26 protein-coding genes and 1 pseudogene are annotated in these 22,064 nt (G+C 65.3%); 7 read left to right on the forward strand and 20 right to left on the reverse strand.

Annotated elements, in window-relative coordinates; translation table 11 throughout:
• The 3 genes from E5554_RS07000 to E5554_RS07010 form a co-directional block, all read right to left on the reverse strand.
• Positions 1–762 (reverse strand): response regulator, encoded by a 762-nt coding sequence (locus E5554_RS07000; protein WP_247594401.1) that lies wholly within the window; start codon positions 760–762, stop codon positions 1–3.
• A gap of 14 nt (positions 763–776) precedes the next feature.
• Positions 777–1,679: an intradiol ring-cleavage dioxygenase gene (locus E5554_RS07005; RefSeq protein WP_136186356.1), complete on the reverse strand. Its 903-nt coding sequence runs from the start codon at positions 1,677–1,679 to the stop codon at positions 777–779.
• Positions 1,680–1,793: 114 nt separating this feature from the next.
• Positions 1,794–3,041, reverse strand: coding sequence for an MFS transporter (locus E5554_RS07010; RefSeq protein ID WP_136188288.1), 1,248 nt, complete (start codon positions 3,039–3,041; stop codon positions 1,794–1,796).
• Between the two features lie 161 nt (positions 3,042–3,202).
• On the opposite strand from E5554_RS07010, the gene E5554_RS07015 reads away from it, so the two are divergent.
• From E5554_RS07015 to E5554_RS07025, 3 genes are all read left to right on the forward strand, one after another.
• On the forward strand, positions 3,203–4,516 hold the full coding sequence (locus tag E5554_RS07015; RefSeq protein WP_004210148.1) for a nucleoside transporter C-terminal domain-containing protein: 1,314 nt from the start codon (positions 3,203–3,205) through the stop codon (positions 4,514–4,516).
• A 66-nt stretch (positions 4,517–4,582) separates the two neighbouring features.
• The gene (locus E5554_RS07020; RefSeq protein ID WP_136186357.1) at positions 4,583–5,638 is read left to right on the forward strand and encodes a DUF1176 domain-containing protein; all 1,056 of its coding nucleotides are present in this window, start codon (positions 4,583–4,585) and stop codon (positions 5,636–5,638) included.
• An 83-nt stretch (positions 5,639–5,721) separates the two neighbouring features.
• Complete coding sequence (locus tag E5554_RS07025; RefSeq protein WP_168708687.1) at positions 5,722–6,432, forward strand: HAD family phosphatase; 711 nt, start codon at positions 5,722–5,724, stop codon at positions 6,430–6,432.
• A gap of 17 nt (positions 6,433–6,449) precedes the next feature.
• On the opposite strand, the gene E5554_RS07030 is transcribed toward E5554_RS07025, so the two are convergent.
• The 8 genes from E5554_RS07030 to gluQRS all read right to left on the reverse strand — a co-directional run bounded on the left by E5554_RS07030 (position 6,450) and on the right by gluQRS (position 12,394).
• The gene (locus E5554_RS07030; protein ID WP_136186359.1) at positions 6,450–6,755 is read right to left on the reverse strand and encodes a type II toxin-antitoxin system RelE/ParE family toxin; all 306 of its coding nucleotides are present in this window, start codon (positions 6,753–6,755) and stop codon (positions 6,450–6,452) included.
• Positions 6,752–7,000, reverse strand: coding sequence for a type II toxin-antitoxin system ParD family antitoxin (locus E5554_RS07035; protein WP_247594402.1), 249 nt, complete (start codon positions 6,998–7,000; stop codon positions 6,752–6,754). The genes E5554_RS07030 and E5554_RS07035 overlap by 4 nt, the downstream gene beginning before the upstream one ends.
• Positions 7,001–7,358: 358 nt before the next feature.
• Positions 7,359–8,315, reverse strand: a complete 957-nt coding sequence (gene egtD / locus E5554_RS07040) for an L-histidine N(alpha)-methyltransferase (RefSeq protein WP_136186361.1) — start codon at positions 8,313–8,315, stop codon at positions 7,359–7,361.
• A gap of 5 nt (positions 8,316–8,320) precedes the next feature.
• Positions 8,321–9,589: an ergothioneine biosynthesis protein EgtB gene (egtB, locus tag E5554_RS07045; RefSeq protein ID WP_125985709.1), complete on the reverse strand. Its 1,269-nt coding sequence runs from the start codon at positions 9,587–9,589 to the stop codon at positions 8,321–8,323.
• 93 nt (positions 9,590–9,682) lie between these two features.
• Positions 9,683–10,537, reverse strand: coding sequence for a GGDEF domain-containing protein (locus tag E5554_RS07050; protein WP_136186362.1), 855 nt, complete (start codon positions 10,535–10,537; stop codon positions 9,683–9,685).
• 126 nt (positions 10,538–10,663) lie between these two features.
• Positions 10,664–11,239: a cob(I)yrinic acid a,c-diamide adenosyltransferase gene (locus E5554_RS07055; protein WP_136186363.1), complete on the reverse strand. Its 576-nt coding sequence runs from the start codon at positions 11,237–11,239 to the stop codon at positions 10,664–10,666.
• Between the two features lie 6 nt (positions 11,240–11,245).
• Positions 11,246–11,479: a twin transmembrane helix small protein gene (locus E5554_RS07060; protein ID WP_004210155.1), complete on the reverse strand. Its 234-nt coding sequence runs from the start codon at positions 11,477–11,479 to the stop codon at positions 11,246–11,248.
• 9 nt (positions 11,480–11,488) lie between these two features.
• Positions 11,489–12,394, reverse strand: a complete 906-nt coding sequence (gene gluQRS / locus E5554_RS07065; RefSeq protein WP_210729806.1) for a tRNA glutamyl-Q(34) synthetase GluQRS — start codon at positions 12,392–12,394, stop codon at positions 11,489–11,491.
• Positions 12,395–12,487: 93 nt separating this feature from the next.
• Here gluQRS and E5554_RS07070 point away from each other — a divergent pair, with 93 nt between their 5' ends.
• Positions 12,488–13,054, forward strand: coding sequence for an HNH endonuclease (locus E5554_RS07070; RefSeq protein WP_037506283.1), 567 nt, complete (start codon positions 12,488–12,490; stop codon positions 13,052–13,054).
• 11 nt (positions 13,055–13,065) lie between these two features.
• Here E5554_RS07070 and E5554_RS07075 read toward each other — a convergent pair whose 3' ends face one another.
• Positions 13,066–13,803: a Crp/Fnr family transcriptional regulator gene (locus E5554_RS07075; protein WP_004210159.1), complete on the reverse strand. Its 738-nt coding sequence runs from the start codon at positions 13,801–13,803 to the stop codon at positions 13,066–13,068.
• Between the two features lie 208 nt (positions 13,804–14,011).
• On the opposite strand from E5554_RS07075, the gene murA reads away from it, so the two are divergent.
• Complete coding sequence (gene murA, locus E5554_RS07080) at positions 14,012–15,295, forward strand: UDP-N-acetylglucosamine 1-carboxyvinyltransferase (RefSeq protein WP_004210161.1); 1,284 nt, start codon at positions 14,012–14,014, stop codon at positions 15,293–15,295.
• Positions 15,288–16,805: a PAS domain-containing protein gene (locus E5554_RS07085; protein ID WP_136186364.1), complete on the forward strand. Its 1,518-nt coding sequence runs from the start codon at positions 15,288–15,290 to the stop codon at positions 16,803–16,805. The genes murA and E5554_RS07085 overlap by 8 nt, the downstream gene beginning before the upstream one ends.
• On the opposite strand, the gene E5554_RS07090 is transcribed toward E5554_RS07085, so the two are convergent.
• The 7 genes and pseudogenes from E5554_RS07090 to E5554_RS07120 form a co-directional block, all read right to left on the reverse strand.
• A complete protein-coding gene (locus E5554_RS07090; protein WP_136186365.1) occupies positions 16,750–17,187 on the reverse strand; it encodes a response regulator in 438 nt (145 codons plus the stop codon). The genes E5554_RS07085 and E5554_RS07090 overlap by 56 nt on opposite strands.
• Before the next feature lie 70 nt (positions 17,188–17,257).
• Positions 17,258–17,488 carry a DUF2188 domain-containing protein gene (locus tag E5554_RS07095; RefSeq protein ID WP_004210167.1) on the reverse strand — a complete coding sequence of 77 codons (231 nt, stop codon included), beginning with the start codon at positions 17,486–17,488 and terminating at the stop codon, positions 17,258–17,260.
• Positions 17,489–17,513: 25 nt separating this feature from the next.
• Positions 17,514–18,005: a crossover junction endodeoxyribonuclease RuvC gene (gene ruvC, locus E5554_RS07100; RefSeq protein WP_004210168.1), complete on the reverse strand. Its 492-nt coding sequence runs from the start codon at positions 18,003–18,005 to the stop codon at positions 17,514–17,516.
• 84 nt (positions 18,006–18,089) lie between these two features.
• A complete protein-coding gene (locus E5554_RS07105) occupies positions 18,090–18,833 on the reverse strand; it encodes a YebC/PmpR family DNA-binding transcriptional regulator (RefSeq protein WP_004210169.1) in 744 nt (247 codons plus the stop codon).
• 94 nt (positions 18,834–18,927) lie between these two features.
• Positions 18,928–19,254 (reverse strand): annotated as a pseudogene (locus E5554_RS07110) (heavy metal-binding domain-containing protein).
• A 122-nt stretch (positions 19,255–19,376) separates the two neighbouring features.
• Entirely contained in the window at positions 19,377–19,619 is a 243-nt protein-coding gene (locus tag E5554_RS07115) for a DUF2312 domain-containing protein (RefSeq protein WP_004210171.1), read from the reverse strand.
• Positions 19,620–19,784: 165 nt separating this feature from the next.
• Complete coding sequence (locus tag E5554_RS07120; RefSeq protein ID WP_136186366.1) at positions 19,785–20,084, reverse strand: DUF1244 domain-containing protein; 300 nt, start codon at positions 20,082–20,084, stop codon at positions 19,785–19,787.
• A 104-nt stretch (positions 20,085–20,188) separates the two neighbouring features.
• On the opposite strand from E5554_RS07120, the gene pyk reads away from it, so the two are divergent.
• A complete protein-coding gene (pyk, locus tag E5554_RS07125; RefSeq protein ID WP_080726918.1) occupies positions 20,189–21,661 on the forward strand; it encodes a pyruvate kinase in 1,473 nt (490 codons plus the stop codon).
• A gap of 183 nt (positions 21,662–21,844) precedes the next feature.
• On the opposite strand, the gene ykgO is transcribed toward pyk, so the two are convergent.
• Complete coding sequence (gene ykgO, locus E5554_RS07130; RefSeq protein WP_004210176.1) at positions 21,845–21,970, reverse strand: type B 50S ribosomal protein L36; 126 nt, start codon at positions 21,968–21,970, stop codon at positions 21,845–21,847.
• Between the last annotated feature and the right edge of the window lie 94 nt (positions 21,971–22,064).

Raw genomic sequence — 22,064 nt, forward strand, 5'->3', positions numbered from 1 at the left:
TCACGCCGGGCGGACCTCGGCGGTGAACATATAGCCTTCGTTGCGGATCGTGCGGACCAGTTCGTCGCCCATCTCGCCACGTTCCAGCTTGCGGCGCAGCCGGCTGACCTGGACATCGATCGCCCGGTCATAGCTTTCCGCGTCGCTGCCGGCCGAATAGTCGAGCAACTGGTCGCGGCTCAGCACCCGGCGCGGATGCTCGATGAAGGCGCGCAGCAGGCGGAACTCGCCATCGGTCAAGGTGACGACGACATTGTCAGGGTCGGTCAGCAGGCGCACGCCCATGTCGACCTGCCAGCCGGCAAAGCGCAGCCGCTGCCCGGCGGGCACCTGCGGTTCCGATGTCTGGCGGCGATTGCGGCGCAGCACGGTGCGGACCCGCGCCAGCAGTTCGCGCGGATTGCACGGCTTGGGCAGATAATCCTCCGCCCCCATTTCCAGCCCGACGATCCGGTCGATATCGCCGCCGATCGCCGACAGCATGATGATCGGCAGGTCGCCGTTCGCGGCCAGCCGGCGCAGAATCGACAGCCCGTCTTCGCCGGGCATCATCACGTCCAGCACCGCGATGTCGAATGTCTGCGCCGCCAGCGCCTGATCCATCGCCACGCCGTCCGCGACCGCGGTCACGGCAAAGCCATGCTGCTCCAGAAAATCCGACAACAGGATGCGGATGTCCGCATCATCGTCGACCACCAATATGCGCGATCCGTCCATATTGGCGGTCAGCATATCGATTGAAGGCGATCCCTGCAAAGTCATCCGCATAATTCCTGTCAGATGGCGATGCCGACCGTCACCGTGCCGGTGAAGCCATTGGTCGCATCGCCGGTCATGGTGGGCGTCATCGCCGCGACCTGGGCCGACGTGTTGTCGCCGAACACATTGTCGCTGCTGGTGGTGATCTTGGCGAAATTGGTCTTGCTGCTGGAATAGCCGCTGGTCGCATAGACCGTGTTGCAGGCATCCGTCGGCATCGCGAACTGCGACGTCAGCACGCGATTGGCATAGCTGGTCGCCTTGGCCAGGCTGGGATAGACCTCGAAATGGATATGCGGGAAGCGCCCGTCATAGCAGCCGGGGAAGATGCTGGTGAAGGTCACCTGGCCATTGGCATCGGTCACCCCCACGCCGCGCAGGTAATTTTCGCCCGGCACGGTGTAGAGCGAGTAGAGGCCGTCGCGGGTGCAGTGCCAGATATAGACGGCATAGCCCTCCAGCGGCGCGCAGCTGCCATTGACGTTCACCACCGTGATGGTCAGCTGCATATAGATGCCCTCGGCGGTGCCGCTCGACGATCCGAAGCTCGAACGGATGTCGGTGCGCACGATGCCGGTGTCGTCCAGCACATTGACCACGCTGCCATTGCTGCTGTTGGACCCGTCCGCCGGATAGGGGCCGTTGGTCTCTTCCGGATCGGCGATGCAGGTGCTCGACGTCGGGGTCGGCGTGGGTGTTGGCGTCGGGGTAGGGGTGGGCGTCGGCGTGGCGGTCGACGTGTCACTATCGCTGTCACTGCCGCCGCCACCACAGGCGGTGATCAGCGCGGCGCTGCCGGCCGAAAAGAGCAGGCGCAACGTGCGGCGCCGGCCCATCGCCTCGCCGGCCAGCTTGCGCATCTGCGCCAGGTCATCGGTCAGGCCATGGCCATGGTCGTCATGCGCGCCGTCCTGCATCATCTCGCTCTACCCTTCTGTCGTCTGTGGACTGTCAGAAGGGCAGGACTAGGCGCGCCATATATCCTCGCGATGTCTCGACGTGGCGGCTTTGTAGCGCTTTATGTCAATGCCCCCTCAATGGCCGCGCGGCCGGGCAAAGGCCGGGCGCGGCAGGCTGGCAAGCGCGAGGCTGCTACCGACCATCAGGACAAGCGTTATCCACAGGAAGGGCGCGTAATTGCCGAAGCGGTCGAAAATCGCCGACGCGCCCAATGGCCCGGTGGCGGTGCCAACCGATAGTGCCATCAGCAGCCCGCCATAAAGGCCGCCAAAGGTCTTGAGGCCGAAATGCTGGGTGGTGAGATAGACGATCACATCGACCTCCGCACCCAGTGTCAGGCCGATCAGCGCTGCCGCCGCGATCAGCAGCGCGACATTATTCCCCGCGCCCAGCAACAACAGGCTGGCAGCCGCCGGCAGCAGGAAGACGCCGGCACCGACCAGCGATCCACGGAACCGGTCGAGCAGCAGCCCGGTCGCCAGCCGGCCGATGATCGAACAGAGGCCCACGACCGATGCGATGCCGGCCGCCCGCATCGGGTCCGCGCCGCGATCGGTCAGGATCGGCACGAAATGCACGACCAGCGCTATGATGGTGAAGGTGAAGAGCAGGCTGGCGAGCAGCAGGCGATGATAGATGGAGGAGCGCACCCCTTCGGCCAGCGTGGCACCGATCGCGGGCACTGCGGCATTGGCCGTCTCGGCGTCGCCGCGCCGCCGATCTCGCGCGCCACGAAAGAAGAGGAAGATCAGCGGAAAGCTGCACGCGGCCCAGATCGCCGCCTGGATCGGCGCGGCCCGTTGCCAGCCATATTGACCGATCAGCCAGCTGCCCATCAGCGGAAAGATGGCGACCGCGATCGATGCGCCGCACAGGGTGATGGCAAAGGCCAGGCCGCGTGACGCCTCGAAACGGGTGGCGACGGCACTGGTCCAGATCGTCGCCTGCACCGGCAACGTCGCGAGCGCCAGCAGCGCCCAGAGCAGATACCATTGGCCAGGGCTGCCGGTCGCCGTGCCCAGCAGGGCAAAGGCGCCACAGGTCAGCAGCACGCCGACCAGTCCGAATATGCGCGGCCCCAGCCGGTCGACCATCAGGCCGATCGGCACGGAAAAGACCGCCTGGACCAGGGTGGACAGGGTCAGCCCCACCGTCACCTGCGTCCGCGTCCAGCCAAACTGGTCGCTGATCGGCTGGATATAGGGGCCAAGCCCATAGATATGGATGACGCTGGTGGCATAGCCGAGCGCGGCCGCGATCGGCAGCATATAATGACGCCGCCATTCCGTAGCGGCACCGGGCTTGTCGGTTTCCATCAGCATCGCCTCTCCCCATCGCATCTTCTGTGACGCCATGGTTCTGATCGATTTGGGCGAAAAAAGCGAGGCGATCTCATTTATGTCGCGGGGCGGGATTCCCTGCTGGTTTCCGCGCGCTGGCCCTGTATAGTCGCGCGGTTTGCCCATTCCCGCGAAAGCGCTTCATGCATCTTCTTATCGGCCTCGCCGGCATATTGCTGATTCTTGCCATTGCCTTTGCCCTCTCTTCCAACCGCCGCGCGATCCGGCTGCGCGTGGTCGGAGCCGCCTTCCTGCTGCAGGCGGGCATCGCGCTGCTGGTGCTCTATGTGCCGGCCGGACGCGCCATCATCGCGGGCATGTCGCACGGCGTCGCCAATCTGCTGGGCTATGCGCAGGCGGGGACCAATTTCATCTTCGGCCCGCTGGCCAAGCCGGAAATCGGCGGCGCCAGCTTCGCCATCGCCGCGCTGCCGGTGATCATCTTCTTCGCCAGCCTGGTGTCGATCCTCTATTATCTGGGCATCATGCAGTTCATCGTCCGCTGGGTCGGCGGCGCGATCGAAAAGGTGACCGGCGTGTCGAAGGTGGAAAGCCTGTGCGCCGCCGCCAACATCTTCGTCGGCCAGAGCGAAAGCCCGCTGGTGATCCGTCCCTATCTCGCCGGCCTCAACGGGCCGCAGCTGTTCGCGGTGATGACCAGCGGCATGGCGGGCGTCGCCGGCACCATCCTGGCCGCCTATGCCTCGATGGGGATCAAGATCGACTATCTGCTCGCGGCCAGCTTCATGGCGGCGCCCGGCGGCCTGCTGATGGCCAAGATCATGATGCCCGACGAACCGGAATGCGAACCGGAACTGCCGCTGGAGGATGATATCCACCTGCCCGAAACGCGCCGTGCGGCTGCGGTCGCGGCGGTGCTGAACGCGGAAACCACACCGGGCGAACCCATGCCCGTCGCCACACATGACGAGGAAAAGCCCGCCAACATCATCATGGCGGCGGCGCAGGGCGCCCAGACCGGCGTCAAGCTGGCCGTCGCCGTCGGTGCCATGGTGCTGGCCTTCGTCGCGCTGGTGGCACTCGCCAACGGCATCCTCGGCGGTATCGGCGGCATCTTCGGCTATCCCGAACTCAGCTTCCAGCAGCTGCTCGGCTATGTCTTCTCGCCGGTCATGTATCTGCTCAACATTCCCTGGAACGAGGCGCAGGTGGCCGGCGGCCTGTTCGGCACAAAGGTCGTGCTCAACGAATTCGTCGCTTACATCAATCTCGGCCAGGTGCAGGACGGCCTCTCGCCCTCGACCATCGCCATCATCACCTTTGCCCTATGTGGTTTCGCCAATTTCAGCTCGATCGCGATCCAGATGGCGGTGACCGGCAATCTTGCCCCCAATCAGCGGCCGATGATCGCCAAGCTGGGGCTGAAGGCGCTGGTCGCCGGCAGCCTGGCCAATCTGATGAGCGCCGCGCTGGCCGGGTTGATGTTGAGCCTTTAACCAAATCATTTCGATTACTTAACAGAGGCCCTACCCCCGGCTTAACAAATCGGTTATGGTTAACCGATGGGGGAACTTAGATTTTTCGCGGTCGTCTTAACGGCCATCGGCACCATTGGCATGGCAACGGCGCAGACCAACGCGCCCGCGCCCAAGCCTGGCACGCTTGAAACCTACAAGGACTGGACCATCGGTTGCGACAATCGCAACCGGTGCGAGGCGGTGTCGCTGCTGCCCGGTGGCGACTGGCCCGACAATCCGGTGATGGTCGGCGTCGCCCGTTCGGCCGGTCCCGATGCCGCGGCCGAAGTCTGGGTCAGCCGCGATGCCAAGGGTTCTTCCGACGTCAGCTTCCTGGTCGACGGCCGCAAGGTCGCGACGGTGACCGCGCGCGATGGCGATGCCACCTTGCGCGGGCCGCAGGCGTCGGCACTGGCGATCGCAATGGCGCGCGGCAGCACGATGGAAGTGCGCACCGGCAACCGGTCGCTCGGTCGTCCCTCGCTCGCGGGGGCGGGCGCGGCGATCCGCTACATGGATGCGCGCCAGAGCCGGGCTGGCACCACCACCGCGCTGGTCGCGACCGGGCCGCTCGGTCCGCTCGCCGTGCGCGTCGCGCCGCCGACGCCGGCGATCCATCGCGCGATCATCGCGGCGGGCGATGCCCCGGCCGCGCTGTGGCGCGAGGAGCGGACCGCGCTCGGCAAGTTCACCGGCTGCACCGACGAGATGGCCAATGGCCAGTCCGAACTGCATCGCCTGTCAAAGAATGACACGCTGATCCTGGTTCCCTGCGGCTCTGGCGCCTATAATTTCACCACCGTGCCGGTGATCGCCAGCGGCATTCCGGGCCGCCGCAGCTTCCGCTTCGCGCCGTTCGACTATGCACCCGGCTGGGGCACAGAGGAGATCGGCCATCCCACCCTGGTCAATGCCGGCTGGGCGCCCGAAAAGTCGCTGTTGCAAAGCTTCGCCAAGGGGCGCGGCATCGGCGATTGCGGCACCAGTCAGACCTATGTCTGGGATGGCAGCCGCTTCCGCCTGACCGAAGCGACCAGCATGGGGGAATGCCGTGGCGCCTGGCGCTGGATCCCCGTCTGGACCGCGCAGGTGGTCGAATAGGACGCAGCTGCAATAGGAAAATTGCAGCCCCGATGCCGCGCTTTGCAATGGAAATATTGCAGCGCACACACCATATGAGGGGCATGGCAAGCACCGCATCCCTTTCCGACGCGCCGCCGCAAGCCGCCGCCGCGCTGCCCAACCCGATCCGCGCCGTCATCTTCGACATGGACGGCACGCTGCTGGATACGGAGGCCGCGCATCGCGATGCCTTCGCCCGCACCGGCGCGGCGATGGGCTGGCCGATGTCGGACGAGATGCTGCTGTCGATGGTCGGTATCCATCGCGACGAGAATCTGCGGATGCTGGCCGACCGCATGGGGCCGGACTTTCCGGTCGATCAATTCTATGCCGACAGCGACGCGCTGTTCGTCGCCGCGCTGGAGGCGGGCATTCCGCTGCGGCCGGGCGCGGAGGTCATATTGGATCATCTGGCTAGGGCCGGCATTCCGATGGCGATCGCGACCTCGACCATGGCCCCCTATGCCCAGCAGCGGCTGGAGAAGGCCGGGCTGCTTCCTTATTTCCAGACCGTCGTCACCCGTAATGACGTCGACCGCCCCAAGCCCGACCCGCAGCCCTATCTGCTGGCGGCCGAGCGGCTGGGCGTCGATCCGGCCCATTGCGTCGCGGTGGAGGACAGCCATGCCGGCGTCCGCGCCGGCGTGGCGGCGGGCATGGCGACGGTGATGGTTCCCGACCTCCTGCCGCCGACCGAGGAACTGGTCCTGGCGGCCAGCGCCGTCCTGCCCAGCCTGCACGACCTGCGCAACCTGCTGCTCGCGACGGAATAAGCGGATTGGCGCCGGCTTCAGGGTGTCTGAAGCATCGGTCCCAGATCGCGCACCGCATGGATGACGCGCTGGACGGTGACCATCTCTCCGTCCACATGATAGGCGATCAATAGCCGGCGCTCGAAGGTCAACGTCCTCAGGCCCGTGATCAGATCATCGCGCGGAGATCCGCGATCGGGGAAGTCGGACAGTGCGGCAACGCGCTCCTCGATCCGGGCCAGATAGCGATCGGCCGTGGCGAGGTCGGCCTCCGCGCGAACCCAATGGTGGATCGCAACCAGATCCTCGATCGCCAATGCCGACAATTGGACATCATGGCTCATGCCTTCTCGATCGCGGCCCTGACCTGCGCAAATGCCTTGTCGAGCGGCATCGGGGGGCGAGGATCGGCGAGCGCTTCTGCCACGCGGACGCGCACCAGTTCGTCCAGCACAGCCTCTTCGCGATCCAGCGCGCGCAGACCGGCGCGCATGACTTCACTCATGGATGCATAGCGGCCGGACGCCAGATGGCGCTCGGCATGGGATGTCATTTCGCCCAGCGTCACGGTGATTGCTTTCGCGGCCATGCTTGCCTCCATTCCGATATGATTTTATCATATCGCATCTTCGGTTTCGATGCCAGTTGCCGGGCCGCGGCAAGAGTTTCACCCTCGCTTTCCTACTCAGCCTTTCTCTGATCTACAATCGGCAATGGAAGCCGCGCTCCATTCCCACCCCGCACCGTTGCGCTCCAGCCGCCCAGTGTCGCTTCACTGTCGCCTCGCTGTCGCGTCCGTGTCGCGTCGAAGGCGCGTCGCCCTGACCCGATTGTCGCGCCACTGTCGCTTCACCGGCGCGGGGCAGGCGCATGGCCGGCGCATTTGGCCGGAATCAGCCCCACGACACTGTGAACTTCGACTGTCGCGTGAAATGCCCCGGCAGATTCTATCCCGCCTTCGCCAGCACCAGCGCGAACAGGCCGTCCGGGTCCATCCATTCGGCCGTGGGTTCCCACCCGCCCGCGCGCAGCAGCAGCCGTTCGTCGCGCGCGCCATATTTATGGCTGCTCTCGGTGTGGATCGTCTCGCCGGCCTTCATGTGAAAACATTGGCCCGCGACATGGAAATGCAGCGGTTCGGTCGCTTCCAGGTGCATCTCGATCCGCGCCTTCTCGTCATTCCAGATGGCGCGATGGGCAAAGGCCTCGACCGGCAGGTCACCCTCCAGCTCGCGGTTGATCCGCACCAGCAGGTTGCGGTTGAAGGCGGCGGTGACACCGGCTTCATCGTCATAGGCGGCGATCAGCCGGTCGCGATCCTTGATCCGGTCCATCCCGATCAGCAGCATCGCCGCGTCGCCCAGCAGCCGGCGCATCGCGCGCAGCAGGTCGACGGCGGTGTCCGGCTCGCTGTTGCCGATGGTGGAACCGGGGAAGAAGCCGAGCCGCGGCAGGCCGTCGATCGCATCGGGCAGGGCCAATGTGCCGGTGAAGTCGCCGACCAGCGGCAGCACCGGCAGGCCGGGAAAGGCGCTGGCCAGTTCGGCGCTGCTGGTGCGCAGGAAATCGCCGCTGATGTCGATCGGCACATAGGCGGCGGGATTGATCGCGCGCAGCAGGTGCGGCGTCTTGCGCGCGCTGCCGGCGCCGAATTCCACCACCGCCCGGCCGGCACCGATGGCGGCGGCGAAATCATTGCCATGGCCGGCCAGCAGCGCGGTTTCGGTGCGGGTCGGATAATATTCGGGCAGGTCGGTAATATCCTCGAACAATTCCGATCCGCGCCGGTCATAGAACCAGATGGGCGGGGTTGCCTTGGGCGATCGGGCAAGGCCGGCCAATATGTCGCGGCGGAATGCCGGGTCGATGGTGCGGGCGGCGGGCATGTCATGTGTCAGCAGCATGGGGCTTACAGATCCTTGGCCAGCCGCAGTCCCGTGAACTGCCAGCGTTGATGGGGGTGAAAGAAATTGCGGTAGCTGGCGCGGACATGGCCGCGCGGGGTGGCGCAGCTGCCGCCCTTCAGCACGAACTGCCCGGACATGAACTTGCCATTATATTCGCCGACCGCGCCGGGGGCGGTGCGAAAGCCGGGATAGGGGCGATAGGCGCTGCCGGTCCATTCCCATACATCGCCGAACATCTGGGTCAGGCTGGTGCCGTCTTCGGCGGCGCGGGGGCGGGGGCAGGCGGCGCCGTCCAGTTGCTCGCCACTGGTCGGCGCGATGTTGAGCGCCGCGCTTTCCCACTCCGCCTCGGTCGGCAGGCGCGCGCCCGCCCAACTGGCATAGGCATCTGCCTCATACAGGCTGATATGGCAGGCCGGGGCGGCGGGATTGACCGGCTGGCGTCCGTCCAGGCCGAAACGGGTCCAGCCCTTCTCGCTGCGCTGCCAGTAGAGCGGCGCCTCTATCCCTTCCGCCTGGACCCAGGCCCAGCCATCCGACAGCCACAGCGCCGGATCACGATAGCCGCCATCCTCGATGAAGCTGATCCATTCGCCATTGGTGATCGGCCGGTGGGCCAGGGCATGGGGGCGCAGGAAGACCTTGTGGCGCGGCCCCTCGCAATCGAAGGCGAAACCGGCCTTGCCGTCGTCGCCGATCTCGACCAGCCCCTCGCGCCCCTCGATCCAGTGCAGCGGTCCGGGCACCGGCGCGGGCATCGCCCTGGGTGCATCGAACAGGGCGGGCGCGATGGGATTGAGCGAAAAAAGATGCTGCAGGTCCGTCAGCAGCAATTCCTGATGCTGCTGCTCATGCTGCAGCCCCAGCGTCACCAGCGTGCAGGCGGCCTCCGGCAGATGTGGCATGGCGGCCAGCAGCGCTGCATCGACATGGGCGCGATAGGCGCGCACCTCGTTCAGGCTCGGCCGGGTCAGCATGCCCCGCATCGGCCGGGCATGGCGGGGGCCTTCCGCCTCATAATAGCTGTTGAACAGATAGGCGAAGCGGTCGTCGAAGGGGCGATAGCCCTCGACATGATCGCGCAGGACGAAGGTTTCGAAGAACCAGCTGACATGGGCCAGATGCCATTTGGCGGGCGATGCGTCGGGCATCGACTGCACCGTGGCATCCGCGTCGGACAGGGGCGCTGCCAGCGCCTGCGTCAGGGCGCGGACGGCGCGATAGCGTTCCGCCAGCGCGTCCTGTCCGGGCTGGATCCAGATTTTGGCCATGCACGCCCCTTTCGATACGGTTGCACCGCTCTCGCAAGGGGTAAGCGCATGACCGGGCAGGTCGGTTCCTTGCCGGCCCGCTGCGGCGCAGAATCAGGCGGCGGTGCGCTCCGGCCGGGCACGGCGCAGCTGGTTGCGGCCATTGGCCTTGGCTTCGTACAGCGCCTGGTCGGCAAGGCGCAGCACCTCGTCCATCTCCTCGCCCTTCCAGCGACAGATGCCGGCGGAAAAGGTGATCGGTCGGCCATCGACATCGCCCAGCGGATGCTCGCGAATCTGTTCGGCCAGGCGAGCCAGCGACCAGCTCGCTTCATCCTCGATGCAATGCTGGAAGAAGACGGCGAATTCCTCGCCGCCCCAGCGCGCGACCATGTCGATGCGCCGGATCTGGGCCGACAGGCGGGTGGCGAAATCACGCAGCACCCGGTCGCCCTCGTCATGGCCCAGCCGGTCATTGACCTGCTTGAAATGATCGATGTCGATGATCGCGATGCAGCCCTGGCGCTTTTCGACCGGCAGCTCGTCGATCTGCTCCAGCAGGCCGCGCCGGTTGGCGATGCCGGTCAGCGGATCTTCATGCGCCGCCACCTGCAATTCGTCCATCTGCGCGCGGGTCGATGTGGCGGCGCGGTGAACGCCGGCATAGAGGGTGCGGATGACGTCGCCGACTTCGGGCAGGACCGGTGCCTCCGGACTGTCGGGGCGCAACGTATCGGCCAGCGCATGGATCGGGCTCAGCAGCGCGCCGATCCCCATCAGTGCCATGATCGTGCCGACCAATGTGGCGCCAAGCAGCAGCAGGAACTCGGCCAGTGCGATCCGGCCGGTGGCCATGCCCCAGCTGATATAGCCGATCAGCGGCAGATGGGTCGCAACGAAACAGAGTGCGAACAGGCGCAGGCGCAGGCTGCGCGGAAAGATGAAGGATGTTGCCAGATAGAATTGCATCTTGGCCCTCTCACTAATTGCGAATAACCCGCAAATTTGGAGAATTGGCTAAACGCGCTCTGAATGAATAGGGTTAATGTTGCGGTGCAAGGCAAAGCGTGGCCGATGGTAGCCAGGCCGTTGAAATCAGACCTGTCTTGACGCGCCCGGCACCCATTTAACGTCGCGCGCGCCATTGTCGTTCAGCCGGCGGGCGAGCACGAACAGCAGGTCGGACAGGCGGTTGAGATAGGCCAGCGCCTGCGGATTGAGCGCGACATCGGCGGCGGCGGCCGTCGCGCTGCGCTCGGCCCGGCGGGTGATCGCACGGGCGAGGTGGACCGCGGCTGCGGCCGGACTGCCGCCCGGCAGGATGAAGCTGTCGAGTGGAGCCAGATCGGCGTTCATGTCGTCGATCTGCTGTTCCAGTCGCGCGACCTGCCCGGCAATGATGCGCAGCGCCCAGGGTTCGTCCGCGCCATCCGGGATCGGCGTGGCGAGGTCCGCGCCCAGATCGAACAAATCGTTCTGGATGATGGTCAGCCAGGCCCCCTCGGGCCTGTCGCCGATCGCCAGGATGGCCAGGCCGATCGCACTGTTCGCCTCGTCCACGTCGCCCACCGCCTGCATGCGCGGCGCATGTTTGGGCAGGCGCGATCCATCGACCAGGCCGGTGGTGCCCGCGTCCCCGGTGCGGGTGTAGATCTTGTTGAGCTTGACCATCAGGCCTTAGCCATTGCCCTTCATCATCAGCAACAGGGCGATGATGATGACGGCGCCGGCCTGGAACAGGATGCGGTTCATCATCATCCGGTTCTGCTTCAGGCTGGACGGGCGCGGCGCCCCCTCCGGCAGGTTCAGTTCCTCCTTCGTCGCCTGGAGGAAGGCGATGATGCCGCGGACAAGCGCGAACAGGGTCGCAGCCATGGCAAGGATCAGGGCAATGACGAGCACGGTGGTCATGGGGGGATGCTAGGCCGCTCCGGCGGTGATGCCAACCGGAAAGCGCCCGGCGCGCAGATCATCGGCCAGGCGCTGCGGGTCCATGCCGGCGCCACGCAGTTCTGCCAGCGCGATCGCCCCGTCCCGCTTCGCCAGCCTCTTGCCATCAGCGCCCAGCAGCAGCGGGTGGTGGATATAGGCGGGGCTTGGCAGGTCGAGCAGCGCCTGCAGCAGGCGATGGATGTCGGTCGCGGCGCGCAGGTCATTGCCGCGCAGCACATGGGTGACGCCCATCGCCGCATCGTCCAGCGTGCAGGACAGATGATAGCTGGCCGGCGCATCCTTGCGCGCCAGCACGACATCGCCCGCCGCCGCCGGATCGGCGGCAATCTCGGACGGCGCCGCATGGGAATCGATGGGATAGGGCAGGGCGGTCCAGCAGAGCGGCCCCGCCCGTGCGACCGCCGCCTGCATGTCGATCCGCCAGGCGTGGGGCATGCCCGCCGCGATACGTTGCGCGCGCTGGGCGTTCGGCAGGGCGCGACAGGTGCCGGGATAGACCGGGCCTTCCGGGCCATGCGGCGCGGTCAGGCTCGCCTGGATATCGGCGCGCGTGCAGAAGCAGGGGTAGAGCAGGTCCATCGCGCGCAGTCGGTCGAGCGCCGCGTCATAGTCGGCCAGGCGCTGCGACTGGAAGATGATCGGACCATCCCATGCCACGCCCAGCCAGCGCAGATCCTCGACAATCCCGTCGACATGTTCGGGTCGGCTGCGCGTGCCGTCGATATCCTCGATCCGCAGGCGAAAGACGCCCCCCATGGCCCGTGCCAGGTCCATCGCCATCAGCGCCGACCAGCCATGGCCGACATGCAATCGACCGGTGGGGCTTGGCGCGAAACGACTCACAAGATGCTGTGGTGCGGTGGATTGAGTCATACAGGCTCTTGACGGCGGATATTCGTTAATGCTGTCATGCTCTTGTCACGTTGTTGGTCGATCAGCGGCGTCGGCAAGGGGGTAGAGGCGACTATGTACCATCCCGACCTGATACGGCATCCGGAAAACTGCCCGGCGCTGGTTTTGAATGCGGACTATACCCCGCTCAGCTATTATCCCCTGAGCCTGTGGCCCTGGCAGACCGCCATCAAGGCGATTTTTCTGGAGCGGGTGGATATCGTCTCTTCCTATGAGCGGGAAGTCCACAGCCCCAGCCTGCAGATGCGCATCCCCTCGGTCATCGCGCTCAAGCAATATGTGCGGCCCTCGGAGCATCCGGCCTTCACCCGGTTCAACCTGTTCCTGCGCGATCGTTTCAGCTGCCAATATTGCGGCACGACGCATGATCTGACCTTCGACCATGTCGTGCCGCGCCGCGCGGGTGGCCGCACCACCTGGGAAAATGTCGCTACCGCCTGTTCGCCCTGCAATCTCAAGAAGGGCGGGCGCACCCCGCGCGAAGCGGGCATGCAGTTGCATGTCCAGCCGATCCGGCCGACCAGTTGGCAGTTGCAGGAGCATGGCCGCGCCTTCCCGCCCGGCTATCTCCACGAAAGCTGGCACGACTGGCTCTATTGGGATGTCGAACTGCTGGCCTGACGCGCGGCGCGTCAGCTCATCGCGGGCAGCCAGTCCAGGTCCATATGCTTGTGCCGATTGGTATAATGGCCGATCTCTTCCAGCCGGGCCATGTCGACCAGCGTGATCCGGCCATTGGCGCGGCTGATCAGCTTTTCCTGCTCCATCTGCCGGATCATCCGGTTCACATGGACGGATGTCAGGCCGATCGCGTCGCCAATCTCCTCCTGCGTCAGCTTCAGGTCGAAACTGTCGGTGATACTGTCGTCCGTCACGCGCAGCCGATCGAACATGTCGAGCAGGAAGGAGGCGACCCGCGCCCTGGCCGATGTGCGGCCCAGCGAGGCAAGCCGGTCGGTCATCGCCACCCGCTCCGCATTGGACAGCAGGAACAGCAGGGCAGCGACGCGCGGATATTCCTCCAGCAGCCGGCGTAGCGCATGCTTGTCGAACGGGCAGACGATGGCGTCCGACAGGGCGACCAAGGATTCCGGTGCCTTGCTGTAGATGGTGCTGGCCGAACCGATGAAATCGCCGGGGAAGTAGACGCGCAATATCTGGCGGCTGCCATCAGGCAGGATGACATAGCTCATGACCCGACCTTCGCGCAGCACGAACAACTCAGTGATCGTCTCGTTGACGCGCTGGATCATGGCCCCGCGCTTGATCTTGCGGGGATTTTCTTCCAGCCGAGCCAATGCTGCTTTTTCTGCGTCGGACAGGGGAACCGTCTTGGCCAGTCTTTCCGCGAAACAGCTCGTCGCCACCAATACACCTTCTTCTTGAAATTGTTGTTACGATGGCAGAACGCCCCAACCTCCTTTTGGCTGCATTTCGGCAAGGTGCACTAAACTCGATCAAGGTTGCGGCGATCCGCGAAAATAGTCTTCCGTCGCGCCCGTCCCTGCCCGTTTTTCACGCCGAACGACCGCGCGCGCGCCTTGCACGGCGCGCAATAGACGCTATGAAACCTAGCCAATGGACCGCATTCACATTCGCGGCGGCAAGCAACTCAACGGCCGCCTTCCCATCTCCGGCGCTAAGAACGCTGCCCTGACGCTGCTGCCCTGCGCGTTGCTGACCGACGAGCCCGTCGCGCTGCGCAATCTGCCGCGCCTGGCCGACGTCGACAGCTTCGGCCATCTGCTCAACCAGCTTGGCGTGTCGACCATGATCGAGGGCGCCCGTCCGGAGGATTTCGGCCGCGTCATGACGATGCGCGCCGGTCGCGTGACCTCGACCGAGGCGCCCTATGACATCGTGCGCAAGATGCGCGCGTCGATCCTGGTGCTCGGCCCGCTGCTCGCCCGCGCCGGCGAGGCACGGGTGTCGCTGCCCGGCGGCTGCGCGATCGGCAACCGTCCGATCGACCTGCACCTCAAGGCACTGGAAGCATTCGGCGCGATCATCGAGATCGCGGCCGGCTATGTCCGCGCCAGCCTGCCCGATGGCGGCCTGCCCGGCGGCATCTATACCTTCCCGGTGGTGTCGGTCGGTGCGACCGAAAATGCGCTGATGGCGGCCTCGCTCGCCAAGGGCACCTGCATCCTCGAAAATGCCGCGCGCGAGCCCGAGATCGTCGATCTTTGCAAGCTGCTGATCGCGATGGGCGCCGATATCGAGGGCGTGGGCACCGACAAGCTGGTGATCCATGGCCGCGATCGTCTCCACGGCGCGACCTACAGTGTCATGCCCGACCGGATCGAGGCGGGCAGCTATGCCTGCGCTGCGGCGATCACCGGCGGTTCGCTCGACCTGATCGGCGCCAATGCCGACGACATGCACGCCATCCTGGCCGCGCTGCGCGACGCGGGCGTGCAGGTCGACGAGCATCGCGACGGCATCCGCGTTTCGTCCGACGGCAAGCTCAAGCCGCTGACCCTGTCGACCGCGCCTTTCCCGGCCTTCCCGACCGACATGCAGGCGCAGTTCATGGCGATGCTGACCAAGGCGGAGGGCGCGTCGGTCCTGACCGAGACGATCTTCGAGAATCGCTACATGCATGTGCCCGAACTGGCGCGCATGGGTGCCGATATCAGCGTCAACGGCCGCACCGCCGTGGTGCGCGGCGTCGACAAGCTGGTCGGTGCGCCGGTGATGGCGACCGATCTGCGTGCATCGATGAGCCTGATCCTGGCCGGCCTTGCCGCCGAAGGCGAGACCATCGTCAGCCGCGTCTATCATCTCGATCGCGGTTATGAGCGGCTGGAGGAAAAGCTCTCGGCCGTCGGCGCCGACATCGAGCGGGTCAGCGATGGCTGACGGACGCGGCCTGGCAACGGATCGGGCGGCGCTGCTGGCGCTTTATGATCTCGACGCCGGCGGTTTCCGTACCCTTGACGACATCACCAGCTTCGCCGCGCAACTATGCGGGGCGCCGATCGCGCTCGTCAGCATTGTCGAGGATGTAAGGCAGCGTTTTCTGGCGCGAGTCGGGCTGGATGCGGAGGAGACGCCGCGTGACGTCTCCTTCTGCGCCCTTGCCATGCTGGGCGACAATATCTTCGTCGTGCCCGACGCGACGCAGGATGCGCGTTTCATCGACAATGCGCTGGTCACCGGTGCGCCGCATATCCGCTTCTATGCCGGGGCGCCGCTGGTCGGCGGCGATGGCGAGCCGCTGGGTGCGCTCTGCGTCATCGATACGGTGCCGCGCGATGACCTGACCCCGCTGCAGCGCCAGGGGCTGTCGCTGCTGGCGCGGCAGGTGATGGTGGAACTGGAAGGGCGCCGCCGCGATCGCGACGTGATCGCCCAGCAGCGGCTCGACGCGGCAGCGGTGGCGGACAGCGATCGCATGTTCCGCACCCTGGCCGACACCATGCCGCAAATGGTCTGGTCGACGCTGCCGGACGGCTATCATGATTATTATAATGCGCGCTGGTATGAATATACCGGCGTGCCGGCCGGATCGACCGATGGCGATGCCTGGAACGGCATGTTCCATGTCGATGACCAGCCCAAGGCCTGGGAGAAATGGCGCCATTCGCTGGCGAGCGGCGATCCCTATGAAATCGAATATCGGCTGCGGCACCGCGACGGCCTCTATCGCTGGACGCTGGGGCGCGCCCTGCCGATCCGCGATGCGCAGGGGCAGATCATCCGCTGGATCGGCACCTGCACCGAGATTCACGAACAGAAGCTGATGCTCGAAGAGCGCGAGATGATCGCGCATGAACTCTCGCACCGGATCAAGAATATCTTTTCCGTCATCGCCGGTCTCATCGGCCTGTCGGCGCGCGAGCGTCCGGGCATGCAGGAAGGGGCGGACGACCTGCGCGATCGCATCCTGGCGCTGGGGCGGGCGCATGATTTCGTCCGCACCCATGGCGGTGGCGTCAGCATGGCGGAGGAACAGGCATCGCTTCATGGCGTGCTGGAGGAGATTTTTGCGCCCTATGGCGGCCGGGAACGACTGCAATTGTCGGGCGACAATCCGCCGATCGATGATCGCTCGGCGACGCCGCTGGCGCTGCTGTTTCATGAACTGGCGACCAATGCCGCCAAATATGGCGCGCTATCGACGCCCGATGGCTTTATCGCGCTGCATGTGGTGATGCAGGATGAGGATATCCGGCTCGACTGGCGTGAGGAGGGCGGACCGAGTGTGGCGCCGATCGCCAGCGAAGGCTTTGGCAGTCGCCTGATCGCGCTTAGCGTCGAGCGTCAGCTGGGTGGTCAGCTCGAACGGCAATGGTGTCCCGAAGGACTTCGGCTCAGCCTGCGGATACCGCGACGCTCGATGCACCGCGCTGCGGCGGGAAGGGCGTAAAGCCGGCAATCTCCGCCGTGGCGAGGTCGGCTACTTCGGTGGCGGCCAGGCGCACGGTCTGGGCAATGCTCTGTGCGCGGAAGGGCTTGGTGACGACGCCGAGTGCCGCAACGGACGCCGTGCCGATCTGCGCCGGATTGGCGGTCACATAGATGACCTTGATGCCGAAGCGGCTGGCCAGTTCCATGCCGATGGCAGGGCCGGTGGGGCCATCACGCAGGTTGAGGTCGACCAGGGCGATGTCGCAGGATTCGGCGGCGGCCATCGCCGCCTCGCGGTCGGCCGCGATGCCGCCGACATCGAAGCCGGCATCCTGCACAATCTGTTCGATTTCCAACGCGACGAAAATCTCGTCCTCGACGATCAGAATCTTCTTGCTCATCCCTGCGCCCGCTTATGCTGGTGTCGATAAATGCGGAAAGGGACGAAGAGTTCCCGAAAATATGTAAAAATCAGGTGTCGTCGTTTTCGATGCTGGTCCAGGCTGTGTCGAACGCGGTGCCGTTCATCAGCAGGACCGATGCGGGATAGCCGCCTGCCGCCGCCTTCTTCGCCGTTTCGGTGGCGCTGTCGATGGCCGCCTGCTGCGTCGCGAACGGGCCATAATAGCTGTTGTTGAGGTTAATCTTCCACGCGCCGTCATGCGGGACGATGATATAGCGGGCGTGGGGCAGGTCGGTCATGGTCGCGATGGTCTCCGATGGCAGGTCAGCGCGCGGGCATCCGCCGGGCGCTCGCCAGATGATGGGCATGGGTGATCGCCACCGCAAGGGCATCGGCCGCGTCGGAGCCGACGATCTTGGCGCCGGGCAGCAGCCGCTGGACCATGGCATGGACCTGGTCCTTCGACGCGTTGCCGACGCCGACGACCGATTTCTTGACCAGCCGGGCGGCATATTCGCCCACTTCCATGCCCGAACGCGCGGCATTCAGCAGGATGACGCCGCGCGCCTGACCCAGCTTCAGCGTCGATTGCGGATTGACGTTGACGAACACCTCCTCGACCGCGGCGCCATCGGGCCGATGTTCGAGGATCAGGTCGGTCAGCGCCAGGTCGAGGGCCATCAGCCGCGTCGCCAGCGACATCGCGCTGTCGGTCTTGATCTGGCCGTTGCCGACATGGGTCAGGCGATTGCCGTCGGCGGCAATCAGGCCCCAGCCGGTGGTGCCGAGGCCGGGGTCGAGGCCAAGTATGATCATGGGTGCAGGATCGTCCGCGTCGGGCAAGACCGGCGCGCATCGGCGCTGCGCGATCTCGCCCGAAGCGAACGGGTGCCGGGCATCTTAGCCCAGCTTCTCCATCACCGCGTCGGAGACTTCATAATTGCCCCAGACGGTCTGGACGTCGTCATCATCTTCCAGCGTGTCGACCAGCTTCAGCAGCGTTGCGGCATTGGCTTCGTCGACTTCCAGCGTGGTCTGCGGCTTCCAGGCGAGCTTGGCGCCCTCTGCCGGACCCAGCTTGGCTTCCAGCGCCTTGGCGACTTCGTGCAGCGCGTCCATCGCGGTCCAGATCTCATGCTCGTCTTCGTTCGACGAGACATCGTCCGCACCCGCTTCCAGCGCGGCTTCGAAGACGGCGTCGGCATCGCCGGCGCTGGCGGGATAGGTGATGAGGCCCAGGCGGTCGAAGCCATGGCTCACCGCGCCCGATGCGCCCAGATTGCCGCCATTCTTGGCAAAGGCGGTGCGGACATTGGTCGCGGTGCGGTTGCGATTGTCGGTCAGTGCCTCGACGATGATGGCGACGCCGCCGGGGCCATAGCCCTCATAGCGGATTTCCTCGTAATTCTCCATGTCGCCGCCGATCGCCTTGTCGATCGCGCGCTGGATATTGTCCTTGGGCATCGACTGGGCCTTGGCGGCGTTGACCGCCAGGCGCAGGCGCGGGTTCATGTCCGGATCGGGCATGCCCATCTTGGCCGCGACGGTGATTTCGCGCGACAGCTTGGAGAACATCGACGAGCGCTTCTTGTCCTGCGCACCCTTGCGATGCATGATGTTCTTGAATTTGGAATGGCCGGCCACGGCCTTCTCCTGACATTTTCTGTGAAACCGAAGCGCGCTCTCTAGCGAGCGCGTCGCCATCCTGCAACGCTAGAGGATGGCGGAGGCGCGGCGATCAGTAGCGGATCGCGGTTCCCGAGGCGGCGACCATCAGCATGGAGCCATTGGCGCCGATCACCTCATAGTCGAGGTCGACGCCGACCACGGCATTGGCGCCGAGCTTGCGGGCATTGCCCTGCATCTCCTCGATCGCTTCGCTGCGGGCGCGTTACAGCACATCCTCATAGGCGCCCGATCGGCCGCCGACGATGTCGCGCACACTGGCGAACAGGTCGCGGAAGAGGTTGGCGCCGACAATCACTTCGCCGGTGACGATGCCCAGATAATCCTGGGCGGGACGGCCTTCGAGGCGGCTGGTGGTGCTGACGATGATGTCGGTCATAGGGGCGTCTTCTCATTTTGGTGGCGCCCCTGGCGCGAGGGGGCTGGACCAGATGTAGGTCGACAGCACCCCTCGGCAAGGTCCGGTGGCTTGCACCGGTCGGGAATAAGGCGTGGACCGCCTTATTCCATGCCCAGCGCGGACAGATAGGTCTGCAGGATCGCTTCCATTTCCTGGCGGTCATGCGGTTGCATCTTACGCAGGCGGATGATCTGGCGCATGATCTTGGGGTCGTAACCGGTCGCCTTGGCTTCCAGATAGACGTCCTTGATGTCGTCGCCGATGCCCTTCTTTTCTTCTTCCAGGCGCTCGATGCGCTCGATCAGAAGGCGCAGCTGGTCGGCTGCGATATTGCCCTCGCTCATGGGAATCTCCGTGTCAGTGTGAATCGGTTGGTGGACGCTCCTAGAGCCTGATCGGGCGAGGTGGAAGCGCTTTGCGCGTCCGCCGATACCGTGAATCAGGCTCCATTCGGGAAATTCGGACTGCGTTTCGCGCGCCGCGCCGGTCCGGCAGGATCTGCCGAACGCTTAATGGTTGTCCGCGTTCTTCGCCACGCTCTCCTGCATCTTCGCGATCTGCTGCGGCGTCGCCTCGCCCTGATGGCGGGCCTTCCATTCGGCAAAGGGCATGCCGTGGATGATCTCGCGGGCTTCGTCGCGGTTCAGATCGCCGTCCGCCTCGGCAATCCAGTCGGCCAGGCAGTTGCGGCAGAAGCCGGCCGTGCCCATCAGGTCGATATTCTGCACGTCGGTCCGATGCTGCAAATGCGCGATCAGCCGACGGAAGGCGGTTGCAGCGACGGCGTCACTGAGTATGGTAGCGGACACAGGCGGAACCTTTCGCTTAATCTACATCATCCTGTCGTGCAGCACGGATAATCGATAACGACGCCCTGGCAAGCCAGAGGCGATCAATACGGCCAGGAGAAGACATGACACGACTATCGCCCCGCTCGCGCAAGGTTCGCATTCTCGCGACCCTCGGTCCCGCCAGCGAGAGCGCAGAGATGATCCGCGCATTGTTTGTCGCGGGTGCCGACGCCTTTCGAGTCAATATGAGCCATGGCGCGCATGAGGATCATGCCGCCCGCATCGCCACGATCCGCGAGCTGGAAAAGGAATTTTCCCGGCCGACCACGATCCTGGCCGACCTTCAGGGCCCCAAGCTGCGCGTGGGCACGTTCGAGAAGGGGCTGGTGGTGCTGGAAACCGGCGCGGCCTTCGTCCTCGATCGGGACGACACGCCGGGCACCGTCGAGCGCGTGAACCTGCCGCACCCCGAAATCTATGCCGCGCTGGTCCCCGAGACCCGGCTGCTGCTGGATGACGGCAAGCTGGTGCTGCGGGTGAAGGCGGTCACGGACACGCGAATCGACACCATCGTCGAAATCGGCGGGACGCTGTCGAACCGCAAGGGCGTGAATGTGCCTGACGTGGTCGTGCCGGTGCCGGCGCTGACCGACAAGGATCGCCGTGACCTCAGCTTCGCGGTCGATCAGGGCTGCGACTGGATCGCCCTGAGCTTCGTCCAGCGGCCCGAGGATCTGGCCGAGGCGCGCAAGCTGATGGGTGGCCATGGCGCGCTGATGGCCAAGATCGAGAAGCCCTCGGCCGTGCAGCGGCTGGAGGAGATTATCGAGATGGCCGACGGCGTGATGGTCGCGCGTGGCGATCTGGGCGTGGAATTGCCGCCGCAGGCGGTGCCGCCGCTGCAGAAGCAGATCGTCGCCACCGCGCGCCGCATGGGCCGTCCGGTTGTGGTTGCGACCCAGATGCTCGAATCAATGATCAAGGCGCCGACCCCGACCCGCGCCGAAGTGTCGGACGTGGCGACCGCGGTCTATGACGGTGCCGATGCGATCATGTTGTCTGCCGAAACGGCGGCGGGCGACTGGCCGGTTGAGGCGGTGTCGATGATGGACAGCATCGCCCATAGCGTGGAGCGCGATCCGGGCTATTTCGCCCGTCTGCACTTCACCGAAACCCGGCCCGACCCGACCACTGCCGACGCATTGGCGGAGGCTGCCGCGGGCATCGTGCCGGTCGTCGGCGCCAGCGTCATCACCTGCTTCACCTCGTCGGGCAGCACCGTGCGCCGCGTGGCGCGTGAGCGGCCGTCCGCGCCGATCCTGGCGCTGACGCCGCGATCCGATACCGCGCGCAAGCTGGGCCTGACCTGGGGCGTTCATGCGATCCGCACCAAGGATATCGGCAATTTCGAGGAAATGATCGGCAAGGCGCGTCGCATGGCGCTGCGCCACGACATGAGCGCCAAGGGCGGCAAGATCGTGGTGCTGGCCGGCGTGCCCTTCGGGACGCCCGGTTCGACCAATGTGCTGCACGTGGCGACCGTGCGCGGCGACGAGCTGAAGGGGCGCGACGAAACGCCCAGCCTGCCCGCCTGACGGCTTTGGCATGATCGATTCGGCGCGGCCGCCCCATCGGGCGGTCGCGCTTTTTTCATGGCCGCGAATCGATTCGCGTGAAAAATGTCGCGCCAACACGTTGAGCGCCCGATCCATGGGATCGGGCGCTCAATAAGACCTTATGAAGGTCCGGAGGATCGGCGAGCCGATCCGTCCGCGCTTTTAGCCCTGGCGGGCCTTGAAGCGACGGTTGGTCTTGTTGATGACGTAGGTCCGGCCACGACGACGGATCACGCGGTTGTCCCGGTGGCGGCCCTTGAGCGACTTGAGCGAGTTGCGGATCTTCATTGTCAGCCTTCTGGAATCATGTCTGATTGGAAAAATCGAAGCGCAGCCCCTATGGGGGAGGCGGCCGAAAGTCAAGCGCAGGCCACCGCCTTTT

The organism is Sphingobium sp. PAMC28499, from assembly GCF_004795815.1.
Classification (GTDB): domain Bacteria; phylum Pseudomonadota; class Alphaproteobacteria; order Sphingomonadales; family Sphingomonadaceae; genus Sphingobium; species Sphingobium yanoikuyae.

Bases quoted from the DNA above. Each gene is read 5' to 3' on its own strand.
- E5554_RS07035 (WP_247594402.1), bottom strand. From the start codon at position 7,000: ATGGCCGCGAAAGCAATCACCGTGACGCTGGGCGAAATGACATCCCAT.
- gluQRS (WP_210729806.1), bottom strand. From the start codon at position 12,394: ATGACTCAATCCACCGCACCACAGCATCTTGTGAGTCGTTTCGCGCCA.
- E5554_RS07085 (WP_136186364.1), top strand. From the start codon at position 15,288: ATGGCTGACGGACGCGGCCTGGCAACGGATCGGGCGGCGCTGCTGGCG.
- murA (WP_004210161.1), top strand. From the start codon at position 14,012: ATGGACCGCATTCACATTCGCGGCGGCAAGCAACTCAACGGCCGCCTT.
- ykgO (WP_004210176.1), bottom strand. From the start codon at position 21,970: ATGAAGATCCGCAACTCGCTCAAGTCGCTCAAGGGCCGCCACCGGGAC.
- E5554_RS07115 (WP_004210171.1), bottom strand. From the start codon at position 19,619: ATGAGCGAGGGCAATATCGCAGCCGACCAGCTGCGCCTTCTGATCGAG.
- E5554_RS07000 (WP_247594401.1), bottom strand. From the start codon at position 762: ATGACTTTGCAGGGATCGCCTTCAATCGATATGCTGACCGCCAATATG.
- E5554_RS07090 (WP_136186365.1), bottom strand. From the start codon at position 17,187: ATGAGCAAGAAGATTCTGATCGTCGAGGACGAGATTTTCGTCGCGTTG.
- E5554_RS07015 (WP_004210148.1), top strand. From the start codon at position 3,203: ATGCATCTTCTTATCGGCCTCGCCGGCATATTGCTGATTCTTGCCATT.
- E5554_RS07055 (WP_136186363.1), bottom strand. From the start codon at position 11,239: ATGGTCAAGCTCAACAAGATCTACACCCGCACCGGGGACGCGGGCACC.
- ruvC (WP_004210168.1), bottom strand. From the start codon at position 18,005: ATGATCATACTTGGCCTCGACCCCGGCCTCGGCACCACCGGCTGGGGC.
- E5554_RS07095 (WP_004210167.1), bottom strand. From the start codon at position 17,488: ATGACCGACCTGCCCCACGCCCGCTATATCATCGTCCCGCATGACGGC.
- E5554_RS07010 (WP_136188288.1), bottom strand. From the start codon at position 3,041: ATGCTGATGGAAACCGACAAGCCCGGTGCCGCTACGGAATGGCGGCGT.
- E5554_RS07060 (WP_004210155.1), bottom strand. From the start codon at position 11,479: ATGACCACCGTGCTCGTCATTGCCCTGATCCTTGCCATGGCTGCGACC.
- egtD (WP_136186361.1), bottom strand. From the start codon at position 8,315: ATGCTGCTGACACATGACATGCCCGCCGCCCGCACCATCGACCCGGCA.
- E5554_RS07020 (WP_136186357.1), top strand. From the start codon at position 4,583: ATGGGGGAACTTAGATTTTTCGCGGTCGTCTTAACGGCCATCGGCACC.
- E5554_RS07070 (WP_037506283.1), top strand. From the start codon at position 12,488: ATGTACCATCCCGACCTGATACGGCATCCGGAAAACTGCCCGGCGCTG.
- pyk (WP_080726918.1), top strand. From the start codon at position 20,189: ATGACACGACTATCGCCCCGCTCGCGCAAGGTTCGCATTCTCGCGACC.
- E5554_RS07025 (WP_168708687.1), top strand. From the start codon at position 5,722: ATGGCAAGCACCGCATCCCTTTCCGACGCGCCGCCGCAAGCCGCCGCC.
- E5554_RS07030 (WP_136186359.1), bottom strand. From the start codon at position 6,755: ATGAGCCATGATGTCCAATTGTCGGCATTGGCGATCGAGGATCTGGTT.
- E5554_RS07005 (WP_136186356.1), bottom strand. From the start codon at position 1,679: ATGATGCAGGACGGCGCGCATGACGACCATGGCCATGGCCTGACCGAT.
- E5554_RS07050 (WP_136186362.1), bottom strand. From the start codon at position 10,537: ATGCAATTCTATCTGGCAACATCCTTCATCTTTCCGCGCAGCCTGCGC.
- egtB (WP_125985709.1), bottom strand. From the start codon at position 9,589: ATGGCCAAAATCTGGATCCAGCCCGGACAGGACGCGCTGGCGGAACGC.